Origin of the sequence: Jiella soli (genome assembly GCF_020615385.1) — a bacterium.
Classification (GTDB): domain Bacteria; phylum Pseudomonadota; class Alphaproteobacteria; order Rhizobiales; family Rhizobiaceae; genus VKMB-3413.
Window position 1 is genome coordinate 132,432 of record NZ_JAJAVB010000009.1, and the last position, 15,146, is coordinate 147,577.

Genomic DNA, 15,146 nt, shown 5'->3' on the forward strand with positions numbered 1-15,146 from the left:
TCCCGATTTCCGCCGGCCCCTCGCATGCTCCTCGCAGATCCCGGGACTCTCGGCCGCCGGGGCATCGCCGCGTCCGGCCGTCACGAAGGAAAAGTGCCAAGCTCCGATGCGCCCCGACGAGAAAAGGCCGCCCCTTCGGACGGCCTTCACGACGGACCGGCATCCGAGAGGGATGCCGGAAAGTGAAACCAGCGTGCCTCAGCCGATCTTGGCCATGGCGATGGCCGTGTCGTTCATCCGGTTGGAGAAGCCCCACTCGTTGTCATACCAGGACAGCACGGAAACGAGATCGCCTTCCATCACCTTGGTCTGCGGCAACGCGACCGTCGAGGAGTGCGGATCGTGGTTGAAGTCGATCGAGACGTTGGGATCGCGCGTATAGGCCAGGATGTTCTTCAGCTTGCCGTCGGCCGCCGCGATCAGCGCGTTGTTGATCTCCTCGACCGTCACCGTCTTCTTCGGGACGAACTTGAAGTCGACGAGCGAGACGTTCGGGGTCGGCACGCGCACGGAGATGCCGTCGAGCTTGCCCTTCAGTTCCGGCATGACGAGGCCGATGGCCTTGGCAGCGCCGGTCGAGGTCGGGATTTGGCTCATCGCCGCCGCCCGGCCGCGATAGAGGTCCTTGTGCAGCGTGTCGAGCGTCGGCTGGTCGCCCGTATAGGAATGGATCGTCGTCATCATGCCCTTCTCGATGCCGAATTCGGCATGGAGCACGTAGACAATCGGGGCGAGGCAATTGGTGGTGCAGGAGGCGTTGGAGACGATCCGGTCGTCCGTGGTCAGCGTGTCGTGGTTGACGCCGTAGACGATGGTCTTCTCGTTGCCGGGCGTGCCCGACAGCGGCCCGGAGATCAGCACCTTCTTGGCGCCGGCCTCGAGGTGCAGGGACGCCTTCTGCGGGTCCGTGAAGATGCCGGTGCACTCCATCGCGACATCGATGCCGAGATCGCCCCAGGGCAGTTCCTTGGGATCGCGCTTGGCATAGACCTTCATCGGCCCGCGGCCGACGTCGATCGTGTCGCCCTCGACGGTCACCGTGCCCGGAAAGCGCCCGTGAACGCTGTCGTAGCGGATCAGATGCGCATTGGTCTCGACCGGGCCGAGGTCGTTGATCGCCACGACTTCAATATCGGTGCGGCCGGACTCGATGACCGCCCTGAGGACATTGCGCCCGATGCGCCCGAAGCCGTTGATTGCGACGCGAACTGCCATTCTTCTGTCTCCTTCAAGCGTGCCCATCGATGCGAGCGGCGAACCAGCCGGACGGTTCTGAGCCGGCTCTACAGCCGAAGGACGTCGCGATCAATATGGCGCGGCGCTAAGCTTTTCTAAGGCCGCCGATGGATTTCCGTGATGCCCTGCGGCCGAAATCTGCGGTCGCGGCGAGCTTGCGCCGCGATAAGCCCCTGGCGCCGAACATGTGCGGCCTCAGGACTGTTCCGCCGCGATCGCGGCAGCGCGCCGGTCGCGCACGGCCTCGACCACGGCTTCGGCGGTAATCCCGAAATGCCGGTAGAGTTCGCCGGCCGGGCCGGACGCACCGAACGACGTCATTCCGATGAAGACCCCCTCGCGGCCGATCAGAGCGTCCCAACCTTGCCGAATGCCGGCCTCGATCGCGACCTTCAGGCTGTCGTCGTCCAGCATGGCGCGGCGATATTCGGCGCTCTGAGCCTCCAGAAGCTCGAAGCATGGCACCGAGACGACGCGGGTCGGCACGCCCTCCGCTTCGAGCCGCTGCCGCGCCTCGACCGCGATCTCCACTTCCGAGCCGGTCGCGTAGATCGTCACGGCGGTCTCGGCGGAGGCGGGCTCCAGTTCGTAGGCGCCGCGGGCGCACCTGTTCTTGTCCTGCTCGTCGGTCCGCAGCGCCGGCAGGTTCTGGCGCGAGAGCGCGAGGACGGAGGGCGCCTCGCGCGATTCCAGCGCGAGCTGCCAGCATTCCAGCGTCTCGACCGCGTCGGCCGGACGGAACACCTTCAGGTTCGGGATCGCCCTGAGCGCCGCCAGATGCTCGACCGGCTGGTGGGTCGGCCCGTCCTCGCCGAGACCGATCGAATCATGCGTCATCACATAGATGACGCGCAGCCCCATCAGCGCGGAGAGCCGCATGGCCGGGCGGCAATAGTCGGAGAAGGTCAGGAAGGTGCCGGAATAGGGGATGAGGCCGCCATGAAGGGCGAGACCGTTCATCGCCGCGGCCATGGCGTGCTCGCGGATGCCATAGTGGACGAAGCGGCCGGAATAATTGCCGGGCTCCACCGCCTCCGTCTGGCTCGTGCGCGTATTGTTCGAGCCGGTAAGGTCCGCCGAACCGCCGATCGTCTCGCTCACCAGGGCGTTGATGACCTCCAGCGCCATTTCCGAAGCCTTGCGGGTGGCGACCTTGGGTCGGCTCTCGTTGAGCTGGCGCTTGGCCCGCTGCACAGTCTCGACGAAGCCGCTCGGCAGGTCGCCGCGCAAGCGGCGCTCGAACTCGCCGCGCGTCTCGGGGTCGACCGCGGCGAAGCGCGCCTCCCATTCGCGGCGCCTGGCGCTGGAGCGCAGGCCGGCGATCCGCCACTGGTCGAGGATCTCGGAGGGAACGTCGAACGCCTCATGATTCCAGCCGAGGGACTGGCGGGCGGCGGCCACCTCGTCGGCGCCGAGCGGCGAGCCGTGCGCCTTGTTGGTGCCGCCCTTGTTCGGCGCGCCGTAACCGATCGTTGTCTTGGCCGCGATCAGGCTCGGCCGGTCATCCTCTCGCGCGGCCTCGATCGCCGCAGCGATGGCGTCATGGTCGTGGCCGTCGCACTGGATCGCATGCCAGCCGCAGGCCTCGAAGCGCGCGATCTGGTCGGTGGAATCGGACAGTTGGATGCTGCCGTCGATGGTGATGCCGTTGTCGTCCCACAGGACGATCAGCTTGCCGAGCTTCAGATGGCCGGCGAGCGCGATCGCCTCCTGGCTGATCCCCTCCATCAGGTCGCCGTCGCCGCACAGGACATAGGTCCGGTGGTCGACGATGTCATCGCCGAAGCGGGCGTTGAGAATGCGCTCGGCGAGCGCCATGCCGACGGCATTGCCGATGCCCTGGCCGAGCGGGCCGGTCGTCGTCTCGATGCCGCTCGCATGGCCCCATTCGGGATGTCCCGCCGTCCGCGAGCCGAGCTGGCGGAAGCGCTTGATCTCGTCGATGCCGATATCGTCGTAGCCAAGCAGATAAAGCAGGCTGTAGAGCAGCATCGAGCCGTGTCCGGCCGAAAAGACGAAGCGGTCGCGGTCGGCCCAGTCCGGCTTCTTGGGATCGAAGGTCAGGAAGCGGGTAAACAGGACCGTGGCGATGTCGGCTGCGCCCATCGGCAGGCCGGGATGCCCCGAGCCGGCAGCCTCGACGGCGTCGGCAGACAGGAAGCGGATGGCGTTCGCCATCATGCGCTGGGTGTCGGCGGTGGTCATCGCAATTCGCTCCGGCTGCGGCCCCACGGGCCGGACGCGCGGGAGCAATCACATGGCCTTAGCGGTGTCAACATGCCGCAAAGCCCCGGCATGCGGGTCGTTTCAGGTCTGATCGACCGCGGCTTGGAAGCGCGAGCCGCCTCACTGCCACGCGCGCCGTCAATGATCGCCTGCCGACCGCTCAAGGCTTGCCGAAGGTCCATGTCAGCCTCTAGAGCTTTGGTGTCCCGTCTCGTCCGCGAACGGGACGCGCCGCGAACCGGGCCGCCATGCCCGACTTTGTAGAAGGGTTGCGCCATGCCGTCGCAGGATCCGTTCGAAGCGGCCCGCACGCGCCTTCGAACCGCGATCGAGGGCCTCGGCCAGGCGGTCGAGTTCCGGCTGTCGCGCGACACCGTCGTCGAGAGCGTCGAGGTCGAGATCCAGCGCCAGACCGCCGACCGGGGGCGCCTTGCCCGCGAGCTGGACGCCGCGCTCGCCCAGAGCCAGCGCCTGGAGCGGGCCAATCGCGAGGTCTCCCAACGCCTCGTCGACGCGATGGAGCACGTGCGCCGCGTGCTCGAACGGCACAAGTGATGAAGTGAAAGACTGAAGCAATGCCCCAGGTGGTCGTCACCATCGACGGAAAGACCTATCGCATGGCGTGCGCGGAGGGCGAGGAGGACCATCTCGCCGATCTCGCGGCCGACGTCGACGGCAAGATCGCCGGATTGCGCGAGGCCTTCGGCCAGATCGGCGATCTCCGGCTGACGGTGATGGCGGCGATCCAAACGGCCGACGAGCTGTTCGAGGCGCGTCGCAAGATCCGCGAGCTCGAAGGCGGGCTCGATCTCGGTCCGGCCGATGCGGGCGAGCGCGAGATGCAGCATTTGCGCGAGCGCCGGGAATTCGTCGAGGCCCTCGACGAGGCCGCCGCGGCGATCGAGCGGCTGAGCGCCCGGCTGACCAGCGGGAAGTGAGGGATGGGGCGTTCTGCCGCATGCCCGGCCGGCAGGCCCCAAGCGAACCGGCAAGGCGCCCTGCCCGGTCCTCCCGACGCACCGGCGTCTCGCCGCGGACGGTCATGATCGCTGGGCCTGCGGGCCTATATGGCGGTACCGACACACGTTCCCCTGTTCTTCACGGTGCCCGCAAGTGACCTTCCCGCTTCTCCGCCCTGTCATCGCCCTCGGAGCCGCGCTTGCGGCCTTCGGCCTTTCCGGCTGCGCCTCGGCGCTCAACGCCGCGACGAGCCGCGCCGGCTACGACGTCGTCTCCGACATTCGCTATGCCCCCGGGACACGCGGGACCTATGACCTCTACCGCCCCGAGGATGCGGGCGCCGACGCTCCGGCCGTCGTGTTCATCCATGGCGGCAGCTGGGACACCGGCTCCAAGGAAATCTACCGCTTTCTCGGGCAGTCGCTGGCGAGCGCCGGCGTGATCGTCGCGATCCCGAACTATCGGCTCTACCCGCAGACCCGCTTCCCCGGCTTCGTCGAGGATGCCGCGAAGGCCACCGCCGCCTTCGCCTCGGCCTTGCGCAATGGCGAGAACGGCATCCCGCGGGGACGTCACAAGCTGTTCCTGATGGGCCATTCGGCGGGCGCGGAGATCGCCGGACTGCTCGCGACCGACGGTCGCTGGCTCACGCAGCAAGGTCTGCCGCTTCGCCGGATCGCCGGCTTCATCGGCCTTGCCGGCCCCTACGACTTCCTGCCGCTCACCGACGAACGCTACAAAAGCATCTTCCCGGAGAAGCTTCGGGCGGCCTCCCAGCCGGTGAACTTCGTCGACGGCGACGAGCCGCCCATGCTTTTGATCGCAGGGGCGGCCGACGAGACCGTCGACCCGAAGAACACGCGCTCGCTGGCGGCAAAGGTGCGCGCGGCCGGCGGGTCAGTCGAGGAGACCCTCTATCCCGGGGTCAGCCATGTCGGCGCGATCACCGCCTTCGCCACCACCCTGCCGCTCGGCGACCGTGATATCCGGGCGCAGACGCTTCACTTCATCAGGGACCATGCACGATGAGCGACCTCGCGGATTTCTCCCCTCGCCCCGCGCCGGGTTTTGCACCGATCGCCGGGCGTACCGTCACGCTGGAGCCGATCCGCGACGACCGGCGCTTCGATGAACTCCACGAGGCCTTCTCGACCGATGCCGGGGGCGGGATCTGGTCGTGGCTGGCCTATGGGCCTTTTCGTGAGCGCGCGGAGTTCCAGGCCTTCGCGCAGCGGACCTATCTCGGCCCGGACATCGTCTTCCATGCGATCGTCCCGAGCCACAGCGGCCGCGCCGAGGGCGTCGCAGCGCTGATGCGCACCGACCGGGCGAACGGCATCACCGAAATCGGCCATGTCTGTTTCGCGCCCGGCCTCCAGAAGACCGTCGCGGCGACCGAGGCCTTCTTCCTGATGATGACGCGCGTCTTCGACGAGCTCGGCTACCGCCGGCTGGAATGGAAGTGCGACAGCGGCAACATTCCCTCCCGCAATGCCGCCATCCGGCTCGGCTTTCGCTATGAAGGGCTCTTCCGCCAGCACATGATCGTCAAGGGTCGCAACCGCGACACGGCGTGGTACGCGATCCTCGACAGCGAGTGGCCGCAATTGAAGGCCGGCTTCGCCGAATGGCTCGCGCCGCACAACTTTTCCGCCGATGGCCGCCAGTACCGCAGCCTCGCCACGATCTGCGCAGAGACTGCCGGCTCCGCGGCTTAAGCCCCGCCGGGCCGCCTCGCGGAAGCGGGCGGCCTCGTCAGCTACGGGCGGGGACGATGGTGATCAGCGTCTGCGCCGGATAGACCGATTCGTAGAGGACTCCGTCGCCCGGCATGAAGCGCAGCACTGTCCGGCCGGTCACGTCGGCCATTTCCAAAGAACCGTCCGACGTGGAACGCCATTGCACGACCGACTTCAGCTCGGGCGAGCCGGCGCAGTCCGGGCCGATCGGCGCCGGCCTGTAATTGTCGCCGAGATTGTCGGGATTGGCCATCTTGCAGGTCGCGCCGCTGCGCAGGTCGATCAGCCGGATCGCCTTGGCGGGGCCCGAGGGAGCGGCGGCCTGGGCGGGTTTGTTCGAGCCGACGATCATCGGGTCGATCATGCTCGAGGAAGCACGCGTGTCGCCGGCGGGCAGCGGCTCGCCATGCAGGTGCGCGACGAGCATGACCGCGGCGAGCCCCGATCCGAGGACGATTGCCGAAAAGTTCATGATACTCACCTCAAAACCCGTTTTTTGGATTATATCCTTGAAAACCTTAAGCCGAGGTTGACGCCCGCTCGCGACGTTAGCGATGTGTTAGAAACTCTCCCTCCGGTCGCACCCTTGGATCGGACCGTCGATGGCGGCAGATGGCGTCTCGCCAGCGACGCTCGGACGTCTTAAAGTCCGGCGCGCCTTTATCGGTCGATGCCGGCCCGCGCCGCCACGGCCGATCGATACCCGCTACGGACAAGGGTGTTTTCCATGAGCCGAAATCTGCTCGCTGCTTTCGTCTGTCTCCTCCTCCCGCCGATGATGGCCTCGTCGGCACATTCGGCCGAGCCGGCATGCGCCGCCGGTCTCTCGGCCAACGCGCGCATGATCTTCGACGCGGTCGTCGCGGCGCCCTCGAAGGCGTCGCTGAAGGATCGGGTGACGTCCAAGACGAAGAGCCTGGTGCTGTCCGGACGACTGTCGCGGTCCCAAGCGCGACCCGCGGCGGTCGAGGCGGGCACCTGCCTGAAGTCGGCCGGCCTCTGACAGGAAACGGCCGGCTCCTCAACACGCCGACTTCGGATGCGCGGGGCGCCGCTCGGACTCCAATAGCATGCCCATGCTATCGACCGGATGCCGCCCCGGTGCGGTCCCCGCCAAGGCGAGATCCGTCCCGCACGGTAGCGTCAGCGCCGCCCGGTCGGGCGACCGTCGCCGGACTGCGGTGAGGCGCTTCAGGCTCCGGCGGATTTCCGGCAGGTGATGCCGGCGCTGACGCATTCGGAGACCGGCGTCACCGGTTCCTTGCCGGAGAACCAGGCTTCGAGATTGGCGATCACGAGATCGCCCATCGCCTTGCGGGTATGCCGCGAGGCGGAAGCGACATGCGGCAGGAGAACCGTGTTTTCGAGCGCGATCAACTCTTCGGGGACATGCGGCTCGTCCTCGAAGACGTCGAGGCCGGCGGCCGCGATGGTCCCGTCCTTCAGCGCTGCGATCAGCGCCGGCTCGTCCACCGTCGTGCCGCGGCCGATATTGATGAGAACGCCCTGCGGCCCCAGCGCCTTCAGCACGGCGGCGTCGACCGCCTTCTCGGTCGAGGCACCGCCCGGCGCCGCGATGATCAGCGTGTCGACGGCCGATGCGAGCGCGGCGAGGTCGGGATGATAGGCGTAGGACACGTCGCTGCGCGGCGAGCGGTTGTGATAGGCGATCTCCACGCCGAAGGCCTCGAGCCGCCGCGCGATGGCAAGGCCGATCCGCCCGAGGCCCATGATGCCGACGTGCCGTCCGCGCAGCGTCATCTGCGTCAGCGGATAGGCGCCCTCGCGGTGCCACCGGCCCTCGCGAAGGTGGCGCTCCGCAGCGGGGAATTCGCGGAGGGTCATCAGGAGGAGACCGACGGCGGTGTCCGCCACCTCCTCGGTCAGCACGTCCGGCGTGTTCGTCACCACGATACCCTTCTCTGCGGCATAGGCGGCCGGCACGCCGTCATAGCCGACGCCGAAATTCGCGATGATCTCGAGCCCCGGCAGAGCATCGATCAGCGCCTCCGGCACGCTGCCGGCCTGGGCGATGCCGCGGATCGCGGCCTGCTGGTCATCGGACAGGTCCGAGATGTCACGGCCGGGCGTGCGCACCACGCTGAACGTCGACTGAAGGGTCGCGAGCGTGTCGGGATTCATCTTGCCGGGAACCAGGATCGTAACGGTCGAGAGGTCGGTCATGTGCAGTCCTTTGCCGCAATGGATGCGCGATCGCCGGCTTGTGCCTGCAGGCCATGGCCGCAGGATTGCCGGATCTTCAGTTCGGGATGGATCAGGACGGTCTCGTCCGTCGCCGGCTGGCCTTCCAGACGCTGGAGAAGCGCCCGGGCGGCCCGGCTTCCGACTTCGCTCTGGCCGTTGGCGACCGTCGTCAGCGACGGCGTGGCGATCGCCGCCTCGTCGATGTCGTCATAGCCGGTGACCGCGATGTCGATCCCCGGCCTGAGCCCCGCGCGGGACAGTCCGTACATGAAGCCGAGGGCGACCAGGTCGGAAAAGCAGACCGCCGCCGTCGGGCGGTCGGGGATGGCGAGAAAGCGGGTCGTGGCGTCGAAGCCGGAATGCCGGTCGCGCGGACCCTCGATCCGCCATTCCGGCCGCAATTCGATTCCCGCCCGGTCCAGCGCGACGCGATAGCCCCGCGCCCTTTCGCGGCCGGTGGACGTCGCGTCGGTACCGCCGATCATGGCGATCCTGCGATGGCCGAGGGAGATCAGATGATCGACGGCAAGTCCCATGCCGTAGGCATCGTCGCCGCGAAAGCCGAGCACGCCCGCCCCCTCGATGGTGCGGGCGATCAGAATGACCGGCAGGTCGTTCTCCTCGGCGAGCCTTATGTCGGAAGCGGGGGTGCCCAGCGAAGGCGACAGGATCAGCCCGTCGGCACCGAGCTGCAGCATGGTGTCGACGAAGGAGCGCTGCTTGGCGAGTTGGTCCTGATGGTTGCACAGGATGAAAGTCTGGCGGTGGCGATCGAGCTCGTCCTCGATCGAGCGCAGGATCTCGCCGAAGAAGGGGTTCATGACGTCGTGGACGCAGACGCCGAGGATTCCGGACCGGGAGGTTCTGAGCGAGGCGGCTCGGCGATTGTAGATGTAGCCGAGCTCGCGCGCCGCCTCCTTGATGCGCTCGCGCGTCACGCCGGCCACAAGCGGACTGTCGCGCAGAGCGAGCGATACGGTCGCGGTCGACAGCCCGAGCGCATCCGCGATCGTCGACAGTTTCACCTTCTGCGCCACTGACGTCCCGTTCCGCTCCCTCGGCCCGATGCCCCGGGCGATCTATGACAAAGCTTGCCCCCGGCGGGAAGCCCGCGCCGCGCGCTTTGCCGAATAGCCGCCGCCGGCAAGGTTTCGCATCTCCCGTCGCAACGCCCATCCAGCAGGCGTTTCAGCCCCCCAATCCGGCTCCGGCACAGGGGGAGCGCGGTCGACGGCCGGACCGCCTCTCAATCCGGCTCGGCGATCTCCGACTTGCCGCTGCGCGCATCGAGATTGGCGGTCACGCGGAAAAGAAGCTTGCGCAGCGCCTTGCGCTCCTTCGCCGAAAACCCCTTGAGGGCAGCCCGCTCGGCCCCCTTCTGCGCGGCCTTGACCGCATCGACGATCGCATGGCCGTCGGGCGTGAGAAAGGCATGGCTCTGGCGCGCGTCGCTTGGCGAGGAGCGCTTTTCGACGAGCCCCTGCCCGATCAGCCGGGCCACCGTCTTGGTCACCGTCGGCGGACGCACGGCGAGCCGGTCCGCAAGATCGCGCAGCGAAAGGCCGTCCTCCTCGCCAATCGCCACGAGAACCGCGTCCTGGCCCGGATAGAGCTGGATCTGGGAAAGCTCCTGCGATAGCACGCTACGCAAGCTGCGGGCCGCGAGATTCAGCTGGCCGGTCACCGACCGCTTCTTCTTCTTGCCGGCCATCACGCCTCCCGTTCCCGATGCGCGCAAAATGGCGAAGCGGAACGGTATTGTCCACCGGAACCCGTTGCGTAGGTTACGATCGCCGGCGCCGGAAGCGCGTGCGGCGCAAGCGGAATGAAGAGGTTCGGGAGAGGCCGATGCGGCGACGCTTCGAGGAGATGACGAGCCGGGAACTCGAGGAGGTGCCCGATCTCGCCGCGGCAGTGGCCGTCCTGCCGATCGCCGCGGTCGAGCAGCATGGGGCGCACCTCCCGCTCGGCACCGACGCCATCCTCGCGGATGCCATGGTCGACGCGGTCGTCGCGCGGCTTCCCGAGGATCGCCCGGTGACGTTTCTCTCAACGCTCAGGATCGGCAAATCGATCGAGCACACGCATTTTCCCGGAACGCTCGACCTCGGCTGGCAGACGGCGACGGCGCAGCTGATCGCCGTCGGCGCCTCGCTCCATGCCGGCGGTTTTCGCCGTCTCGTCATCGTCAACGCCCATGGCGGCAACACGCCGGTGATGGACACGGCGGCGCTGGAGCTGCGCCAGAACCTCGGCATGCTCGTCGGCACCTGTTCCTGGCTGCGTTTCGGCTATCCGGACGGGGTTCTTCCGCCCGAGGAAATCGCTACCGGCATCCATGGCGGCGCCGTCGAGACCGCCCTGATGCTGCATTTCCGACCCGACCTCGTGCGCCAGGACCGGCTCGCCCGCTTCGCCTCGCTCCAGTCGGAGCTTGCCGAGCGTGCCCTCAGACTGCGGGCGCATGGCCGGCTCGGCTTCGGCTGGATGGCGGACGATCTCAACCCGGCCGGCGTCGTCGGCGACGCGACGCTCGCCACCCCCGAGACCGGCCGTGCCATCGCCGACCACCAGGCCGCCGCCTTCATCGAATATCTCGACGACCTGCTGGCCTTCGATCTCTCGCGATTGCAGGTGCGGGGAGCGACCGGCGGAGCCTGCGAGCGATCATGAGCGATACCGAGACCATGCCGCCTTCCCTTGCATTGCCCTCCCCTGCCAGCCTTCCGGCCCGCTGCGACCGCGACTTCGTGCGCCGCGCGATCGCGCTTCTGGAGGGCGACGGACGGCGCTCGGCCGACACCCATCTCGTCAATCCGGTATTCCCCGGTCTTCCCGGCATCTCGATCTATCTGAAGGACGAGTCCACCCATCCGACCGGCAGCCTCAAGCACCGCCTCGCCCGCTCGCTCTTCCTCTATGGGATCTGCAACGGCGCGATCCGCGAAGGCACGCCCTTGGTCGAGGCCTCGTCCGGCTCGACCGCGGTGAGCGAGGCCTATTTCGCCCATCTTCTCGGCCTGCCCTTCGTCGCGGTGATGCCGCGCTCGACCAGCCGCCAGAAGGTGGCGGCGATCGAGCGCTTCGGCGGCCGCTGCCACTATGTCGACGATCCCGCCGCGATCTACGACGAGGCGATGCGGGTCGCGGCCGAGACCGGCGGCCACTATCTCGACCAGTTCACCCATGCCGAGCGGGCGACCGACTGGCGCGGCAACAACAACATCGCCGAGAGCATCTTCTCGCAGATGCAGGCCGAGACCCACCCGGTTCCGCGCTGGGTGGTGATGAGCGCGGGCACCGGCGGCACCTCGGCGACGATCGGCCGTTACATCCGCTACCGCAATTTCGACACGCGGCTGCTCGTGGTGGACGTCGAATATTCGGCCTTCTTCGACGCCTATACGAGCGGCGACCGCACGGCGCGCTGCCCGCGCGGCTCGCGCATCGAGGGCGTCGGCCGGCCCCGGGTCGAGCCGTCCTTCCTGCCTGACGTCATCGACCACATGATCAAGCTGCCGGACGCCGCCTCGATCGCGGCCATGCACGTCCTGTCGGAGCGGTTGTTCCGGCGCGTCGGCGGGTCGACCGGCGCCAATTTCGTCGGCCTGTGCTTTCTCGCCGCGGCGATGCTGGAAGCCGGCGAACAAGGCTCGCTCGTCTCGCTGATCTGCGACAGCGGCGACCGCTATGCCTCCACCTATTACGACGCGGCCTGGCTGCGGGAGAATGACATCGACATCGAGGCCTACCGGCCCGGCATCGAGGCGCTGCTCGACCATGGCGACACCGGCCTGTTCAAGAGCGCCCCCGTCGGCGAGGCCGGCGGACCGGCACGAGCCGCGACCGCAGGATAGACGACCTATCCCCCGTCTCGCCCGAGCGGCATCGGTGCCTTAAGCCCGAGATCGACGAAACTGAGCGTCCTTCGGAACGTCCGCCAAAAGTTTGCTCTGGGACGCGGGCCAGTCCCCCCGTGCATTCGCCGCAATGGACGCCTATATCGAGCCCGGCCCAATCAGGGAGACTTTCATGTCCGCCACCGCCCCGGAAACAGACCAGATCCCCGTCACCGTCCTCACCGGCTATCTCGGCTCGGGCAAGACGACGCTCCTGAACCGCATCCTGTCCGAGGATCACGGGCGCAAATATGCGGTCATCGTCAACGAGTTCGGCGAAATCGGCATCGACAACGACCTCATCGTCGAGAGCGACGAGGAGATCTACGAGATGAACAATGGCTGCGTCTGCTGCACGGTGCGCGGCGATCTCGTCCGCGTCGTCGAGGGCCTCACCCGCCGCAAGGGGCGCTTCGACGCCATTCTCGTCGAGACGACGGGCCTTGCCGACCCGGTGCCGGTCGCCCAGACCTTCTTCATGGACGAGGACGTGCGCGCCAAGACGCGGCTCGACGCCGTCGTCGCGCTGGTCGACGCCAAGCATTTGCCACTGCGGCTGAAGGATACGCGCGAGGCCGAGGACCAGATCGCGTTTGCCGACGTCGTCCTCCTCAACAAGACCGATCTCGTCACGCCCGGGGAGCTCGCCCGCGTCGAGGCCATCGTCAGGGCGATCAACCCCACCGCCGTCATCCACCACACAGAGCGCGCCGGCATCGACCTCTCCCGCATTCTCGGCCAGGGTGCCTTCGACCTGAAGCGCGTCCTCGACAATGATCCGGACTTCCTCGAAGAGGCGCAGCACGCCCATGACGACCATGTCTGCGGGCCGGACTGCGACCACGATCACGACCATCATCACCATGGGCACGACCACGGCCATGGGCATCACCATCATGGCGAAGCCTCGGCGATCCATGACGTGACGGTGACGTCGGTCTCCCTGAAGGGCGGCGATCTCGACCCACAGAAGTTCTTCCCCTGGATCCAGGCGCTCACCCAGGAGCAGGGACCGAACATCCTGCGCCTGAAGGGGATCATCGCCTTTGCGGGCGATCCCGATCGCTATGTCGTGCAGGGCGTGCACATGATCGTCGAGGGCGACCACCAGCGGCCCTGGCGGGACGACGAGACGCGTCTCAGCCGCCTCGTGCTGATCGGCCGCGAGCTCGACGCCGACGCACTGTCGGCGGAATTCGAGGCCTGCGCCGCGCGGGTGAGAGCCGACGCCTGACCTCGCAGTTCTTCGAAGCATAATGCCGTCGGCATTGGCTTTCCGACGGCATCATGCTCCAAGGCGGACAGAGAGAGCGGGATCGAGATCGACCTCGAGCGAGCTCCGTTGCGGCGGGGCGTGACGCCTTTCGGACCCGCCGCTGGAGCGTCGACCCAAACGGCGGGATCCGGTACTCGGCCTCATCCGATGCGATAACAAGGAGACAGGTCGGGGCCGATTCAGCTTTACCTTCCGACGCTCCGACTCCGTCCTGCTTGAGGGGATTTGCCCGATGCCGTCGATTGCGGCCTATGATTTTTCCGACTTCGTCGAAACCGCCATCTTCCTGAAAGATCGACCGGCCTTTGCGCTTGCGGACGGAACGCTGCGGCTGCCCGCCGGCGGCGAAGAGGTCGTGACGCTGCACGAAGGCGGGCTGCTCACCGCGCGCTACGACGCCTTCTCGCGCCGTCTCGTCAGCGGCGGCGAGGATGGCCGCGTGGTCGCCGTCGACGAGCGGGCCGAACCGACGGAGCTCGCCGCGCTCGGCCGCAAGTGGATCTCCGCCGTCGCAGGCGGGCCCGGTGGCGCGGTCGGTTTCGCGTCCGGCCGCACGGCCTATGTGCGCCTTCCGGATGGGACGATGCGCGAATCCTCCCATGCGCGCACGGTCGAGGACATCGCCTTCGCCCCGAAGGGCCTGCGCGCGGCGATCGCGCGCTATGACGGGGCTTCGCTGTTCTTCCCGGCGACCGATGCCGAACCGGTCTCGCTGGAGTGGAAGGGGGCGCATCTCGGCGTCGCCTTCTCGCCGGACGGCCGTTTCCTGGTGACGATCATGCAGGAGAACGCGCTTCACGGCTGGCGGCTGGCGGACGGCAAGCACATGCGCATGACCGGCTACCCTTCGAAGGTGAAGGACTGGTCCTGGTCGGCGAAGGGAAAGTTCCTGGCGACGTCCGGCGCCCCGGCGGCGATCCTGTGGCCGTTCTCATCCAAGGACGGACCGATGGGCAAGGCGCCCCTGGAACTCGGCACGCGCGGCAACACCCTGGTCACCGCCGTCGCCTGCCACCCGGCCGAAGACATGCTGGCAATCGGCTATCAGGACGGCATGATCCTCGCCGTCAGGTTGGCCGATGCCAAGGAAGCGCTGCTGCGGCGCGGGGGCGCGAGCCCGGTCCGCACCATGGGTTGGGACGCCAAGGGCCAGTTCCTCTCCTTCGGGTCCGAGAGCGGAGAAGCCGGCGTGATCGACATCTCCGGCTGAGGCCGCTCGTCGGCCGATCGCGAGACCCTTCCTTCCGGCGGGACACCCTCACGAACGAGCAAAGCTCGCGCACCTGCTCGCGGGGGACCGAGCGCCCCTGAAGGGTCGCTTGCGATTTTTGCTCACCCGCCGATCTTCGGCGACATCGCCAACCCGGCCGTGATTTGCGGTGTCTGGCTCGAGCCTGGTCCGACCCGCCGCGTCATATGGCGTGGGGAGTCCTGGCTCTGACCGAGGAAGCAAAAGGGCTTGCCGGTGAAGGCAGGCGGCCCCCTGGCCCTGGCCCCTTGTCGACGTCCACGTCCTTGCGGTTTTGCGGTTTTGCGGTTTCCGGACGCAGGAAAGCCCCGCCGGGAAGACCGGGCGGGGCTTTTGTGATGGTGTTATGGAGAAGA

15 protein-coding genes are annotated in these 15,146 nt (G+C 67.6%); 9 read left to right on the forward strand and 6 right to left on the reverse strand.

Features of this window, described 5'->3' with window-relative positions:
- Window positions 1-198 precede the first annotated feature (198 nt).
- Together gap and tkt are read right to left on the reverse strand one after the other, a co-directional pair.
- Entirely contained in the window at window positions 199-1,215 is a 1,017-nt protein-coding gene (gene gap / locus LH400_RS06390) for a type I glyceraldehyde-3-phosphate dehydrogenase (RefSeq protein ID WP_229151839.1), read from the reverse strand.
- 216 nt (window positions 1,216-1,431) lie between these two features.
- Window positions 1,432-3,441, reverse strand: coding sequence for a transketolase (gene tkt / locus LH400_RS06395; protein ID WP_229151840.1), 2,010 nt, complete (start codon window positions 3,439-3,441; stop codon window positions 1,432-1,434).
- Between the two features lie 297 nt (window positions 3,442-3,738).
- Here tkt and LH400_RS06400 point away from each other — a divergent pair, with 297 nt between their 5' ends.
- The 4 genes from LH400_RS06400 (at window position 3,739) to LH400_RS06415 (ending at window position 6,140) form a co-directional block, all read left to right on the forward strand.
- Window positions 3,739-4,017, forward strand: a complete 279-nt coding sequence (locus LH400_RS06400) for a DUF4164 domain-containing protein (protein ID WP_229151841.1) — start codon at window positions 3,739-3,741, stop codon at window positions 4,015-4,017.
- Between the two features lie 20 nt (window positions 4,018-4,037).
- On the forward strand, window positions 4,038-4,400 hold the full coding sequence (locus LH400_RS06405) for a cell division protein ZapA (protein ID WP_229151842.1): 363 nt from the start codon (window positions 4,038-4,040) through the stop codon (window positions 4,398-4,400).
- A 175-nt stretch (window positions 4,401-4,575) separates the two neighbouring features.
- On the forward strand, window positions 4,576-5,451 hold the full coding sequence (locus tag LH400_RS06410; protein ID WP_229151843.1) for an alpha/beta hydrolase: 876 nt from the start codon (window positions 4,576-4,578) through the stop codon (window positions 5,449-5,451).
- The gene (locus LH400_RS06415) at window positions 5,448-6,140 is read left to right on the forward strand and encodes a GNAT family N-acetyltransferase (protein WP_229151844.1); all 693 of its coding nucleotides are present in this window, start codon (window positions 5,448-5,450) and stop codon (window positions 6,138-6,140) included. The genes LH400_RS06410 and LH400_RS06415 overlap by 4 nt, the downstream gene beginning before the upstream one ends.
- 37 nt (window positions 6,141-6,177) lie before the next feature.
- Here LH400_RS06415 and LH400_RS06420 read toward each other — a convergent pair whose 3' ends face one another.
- Window positions 6,178-6,633, reverse strand: a complete 456-nt coding sequence (locus LH400_RS06420; protein ID WP_229151845.1) for a hypothetical protein — start codon at window positions 6,631-6,633, stop codon at window positions 6,178-6,180.
- Window positions 6,634-6,888: 255 nt separating this feature from the next.
- Between LH400_RS06420 and LH400_RS06425 the strand changes: the two genes are divergently transcribed.
- Window positions 6,889-7,164 carry a hypothetical protein gene (locus LH400_RS06425; protein ID WP_229151846.1) on the forward strand — a complete coding sequence of 92 codons (276 nt, stop codon included), beginning with the start codon at window positions 6,889-6,891 and terminating at the stop codon, window positions 7,162-7,164.
- 188 nt (window positions 7,165-7,352) lie between these two features.
- Here LH400_RS06425 and LH400_RS06430 read toward each other — a convergent pair whose 3' ends face one another.
- The 3 genes from LH400_RS06430 to LH400_RS06440 form a co-directional block, all read right to left on the reverse strand.
- Window positions 7,353-8,345 (reverse strand): 2-hydroxyacid dehydrogenase, encoded by a 993-nt coding sequence (locus tag LH400_RS06430; protein ID WP_229151847.1) that lies wholly within the window; start codon window positions 8,343-8,345, stop codon window positions 7,353-7,355.
- Window positions 8,342-9,403: a LacI family DNA-binding transcriptional regulator gene (locus LH400_RS06435; RefSeq protein ID WP_229151848.1), complete on the reverse strand. Its 1,062-nt coding sequence runs from the start codon at window positions 9,401-9,403 to the stop codon at window positions 8,342-8,344. The genes LH400_RS06430 and LH400_RS06435 overlap by 4 nt, the downstream gene beginning before the upstream one ends.
- A gap of 209 nt (window positions 9,404-9,612) precedes the next feature.
- A complete protein-coding gene (locus LH400_RS06440; protein ID WP_229151849.1) occupies window positions 9,613-10,077 on the reverse strand; it encodes a MarR family winged helix-turn-helix transcriptional regulator in 465 nt (154 codons plus the stop codon).
- 137 nt (window positions 10,078-10,214) lie between these two features.
- Here LH400_RS06440 and LH400_RS06445 point away from each other — a divergent pair, with 137 nt between their 5' ends.
- The 4 genes from LH400_RS06445 (at window position 10,215) to LH400_RS06460 (ending at window position 14,751) form a co-directional block, all read left to right on the forward strand.
- Window positions 10,215-11,039: a creatininase family protein gene (locus LH400_RS06445; RefSeq protein WP_229151850.1), complete on the forward strand. Its 825-nt coding sequence runs from the start codon at window positions 10,215-10,217 to the stop codon at window positions 11,037-11,039.
- A 14-nt stretch (window positions 11,040-11,053) separates the two neighbouring features.
- Window positions 11,054-12,223: a PLP-dependent cysteine synthase family protein gene (locus LH400_RS06450; protein WP_229151858.1), complete on the forward strand. Its 1,170-nt coding sequence runs from the start codon at window positions 11,054-11,056 to the stop codon at window positions 12,221-12,223.
- Window positions 12,224-12,398: 175 nt separating this feature from the next.
- Window positions 12,399-13,499, forward strand: a complete 1,101-nt coding sequence (locus LH400_RS06455) for a CobW family GTP-binding protein (RefSeq protein ID WP_229151851.1) — start codon at window positions 12,399-12,401, stop codon at window positions 13,497-13,499.
- A gap of 274 nt (window positions 13,500-13,773) precedes the next feature.
- A complete protein-coding gene (locus LH400_RS06460) occupies window positions 13,774-14,751 on the forward strand; it encodes a WD40 repeat domain-containing protein (RefSeq protein ID WP_229151852.1) in 978 nt (325 codons plus the stop codon).
- The last annotated feature ends 395 nt before the right edge of the window (window positions 14,752-15,146 follow it).

Bases quoted from the DNA above. Each gene is read 5' to 3' on its own strand.
- LH400_RS06450 (WP_229151858.1), top strand. From the start codon at position 11,054: ATGCCGCCTTCCCTTGCATTGCCCTCCCCTGCCAGCCTTCCGGCCCGC.
- LH400_RS06420 (WP_229151845.1), bottom strand. From the start codon at position 6,633: ATGAACTTTTCGGCAATCGTCCTCGGATCGGGGCTCGCCGCGGTCATG.
- LH400_RS06445 (WP_229151850.1), top strand. From the start codon at position 10,215: ATGCGGCGACGCTTCGAGGAGATGACGAGCCGGGAACTCGAGGAGGTG.
- LH400_RS06400 (WP_229151841.1), top strand. From the start codon at position 3,739: ATGCCGTCGCAGGATCCGTTCGAAGCGGCCCGCACGCGCCTTCGAACC.
- LH400_RS06425 (WP_229151846.1), top strand. From the start codon at position 6,889: ATGAGCCGAAATCTGCTCGCTGCTTTCGTCTGTCTCCTCCTCCCGCCG.
- LH400_RS06415 (WP_229151844.1), top strand. From the start codon at position 5,448: ATGAGCGACCTCGCGGATTTCTCCCCTCGCCCCGCGCCGGGTTTTGCA.
- LH400_RS06430 (WP_229151847.1), bottom strand. From the start codon at position 8,345: ATGACCGACCTCTCGACCGTTACGATCCTGGTTCCCGGCAAGATGAAT.
- LH400_RS06460 (WP_229151852.1), top strand. From the start codon at position 13,774: ATGCCGTCGATTGCGGCCTATGATTTTTCCGACTTCGTCGAAACCGCC.
- LH400_RS06440 (WP_229151849.1), bottom strand. From the start codon at position 10,077: ATGGCCGGCAAGAAGAAGAAGCGGTCGGTGACCGGCCAGCTGAATCTC.
- LH400_RS06455 (WP_229151851.1), top strand. From the start codon at position 12,399: ATGTCCGCCACCGCCCCGGAAACAGACCAGATCCCCGTCACCGTCCTC.
- LH400_RS06405 (WP_229151842.1), top strand. From the start codon at position 4,038: ATGCCCCAGGTGGTCGTCACCATCGACGGAAAGACCTATCGCATGGCG.
- gap (WP_229151839.1), bottom strand. From the start codon at position 1,215: ATGGCAGTTCGCGTCGCAATCAACGGCTTCGGGCGCATCGGGCGCAAT.
- tkt (WP_229151840.1), bottom strand. From the start codon at position 3,441: ATGACCACCGCCGACACCCAGCGCATGATGGCGAACGCCATCCGCTTC.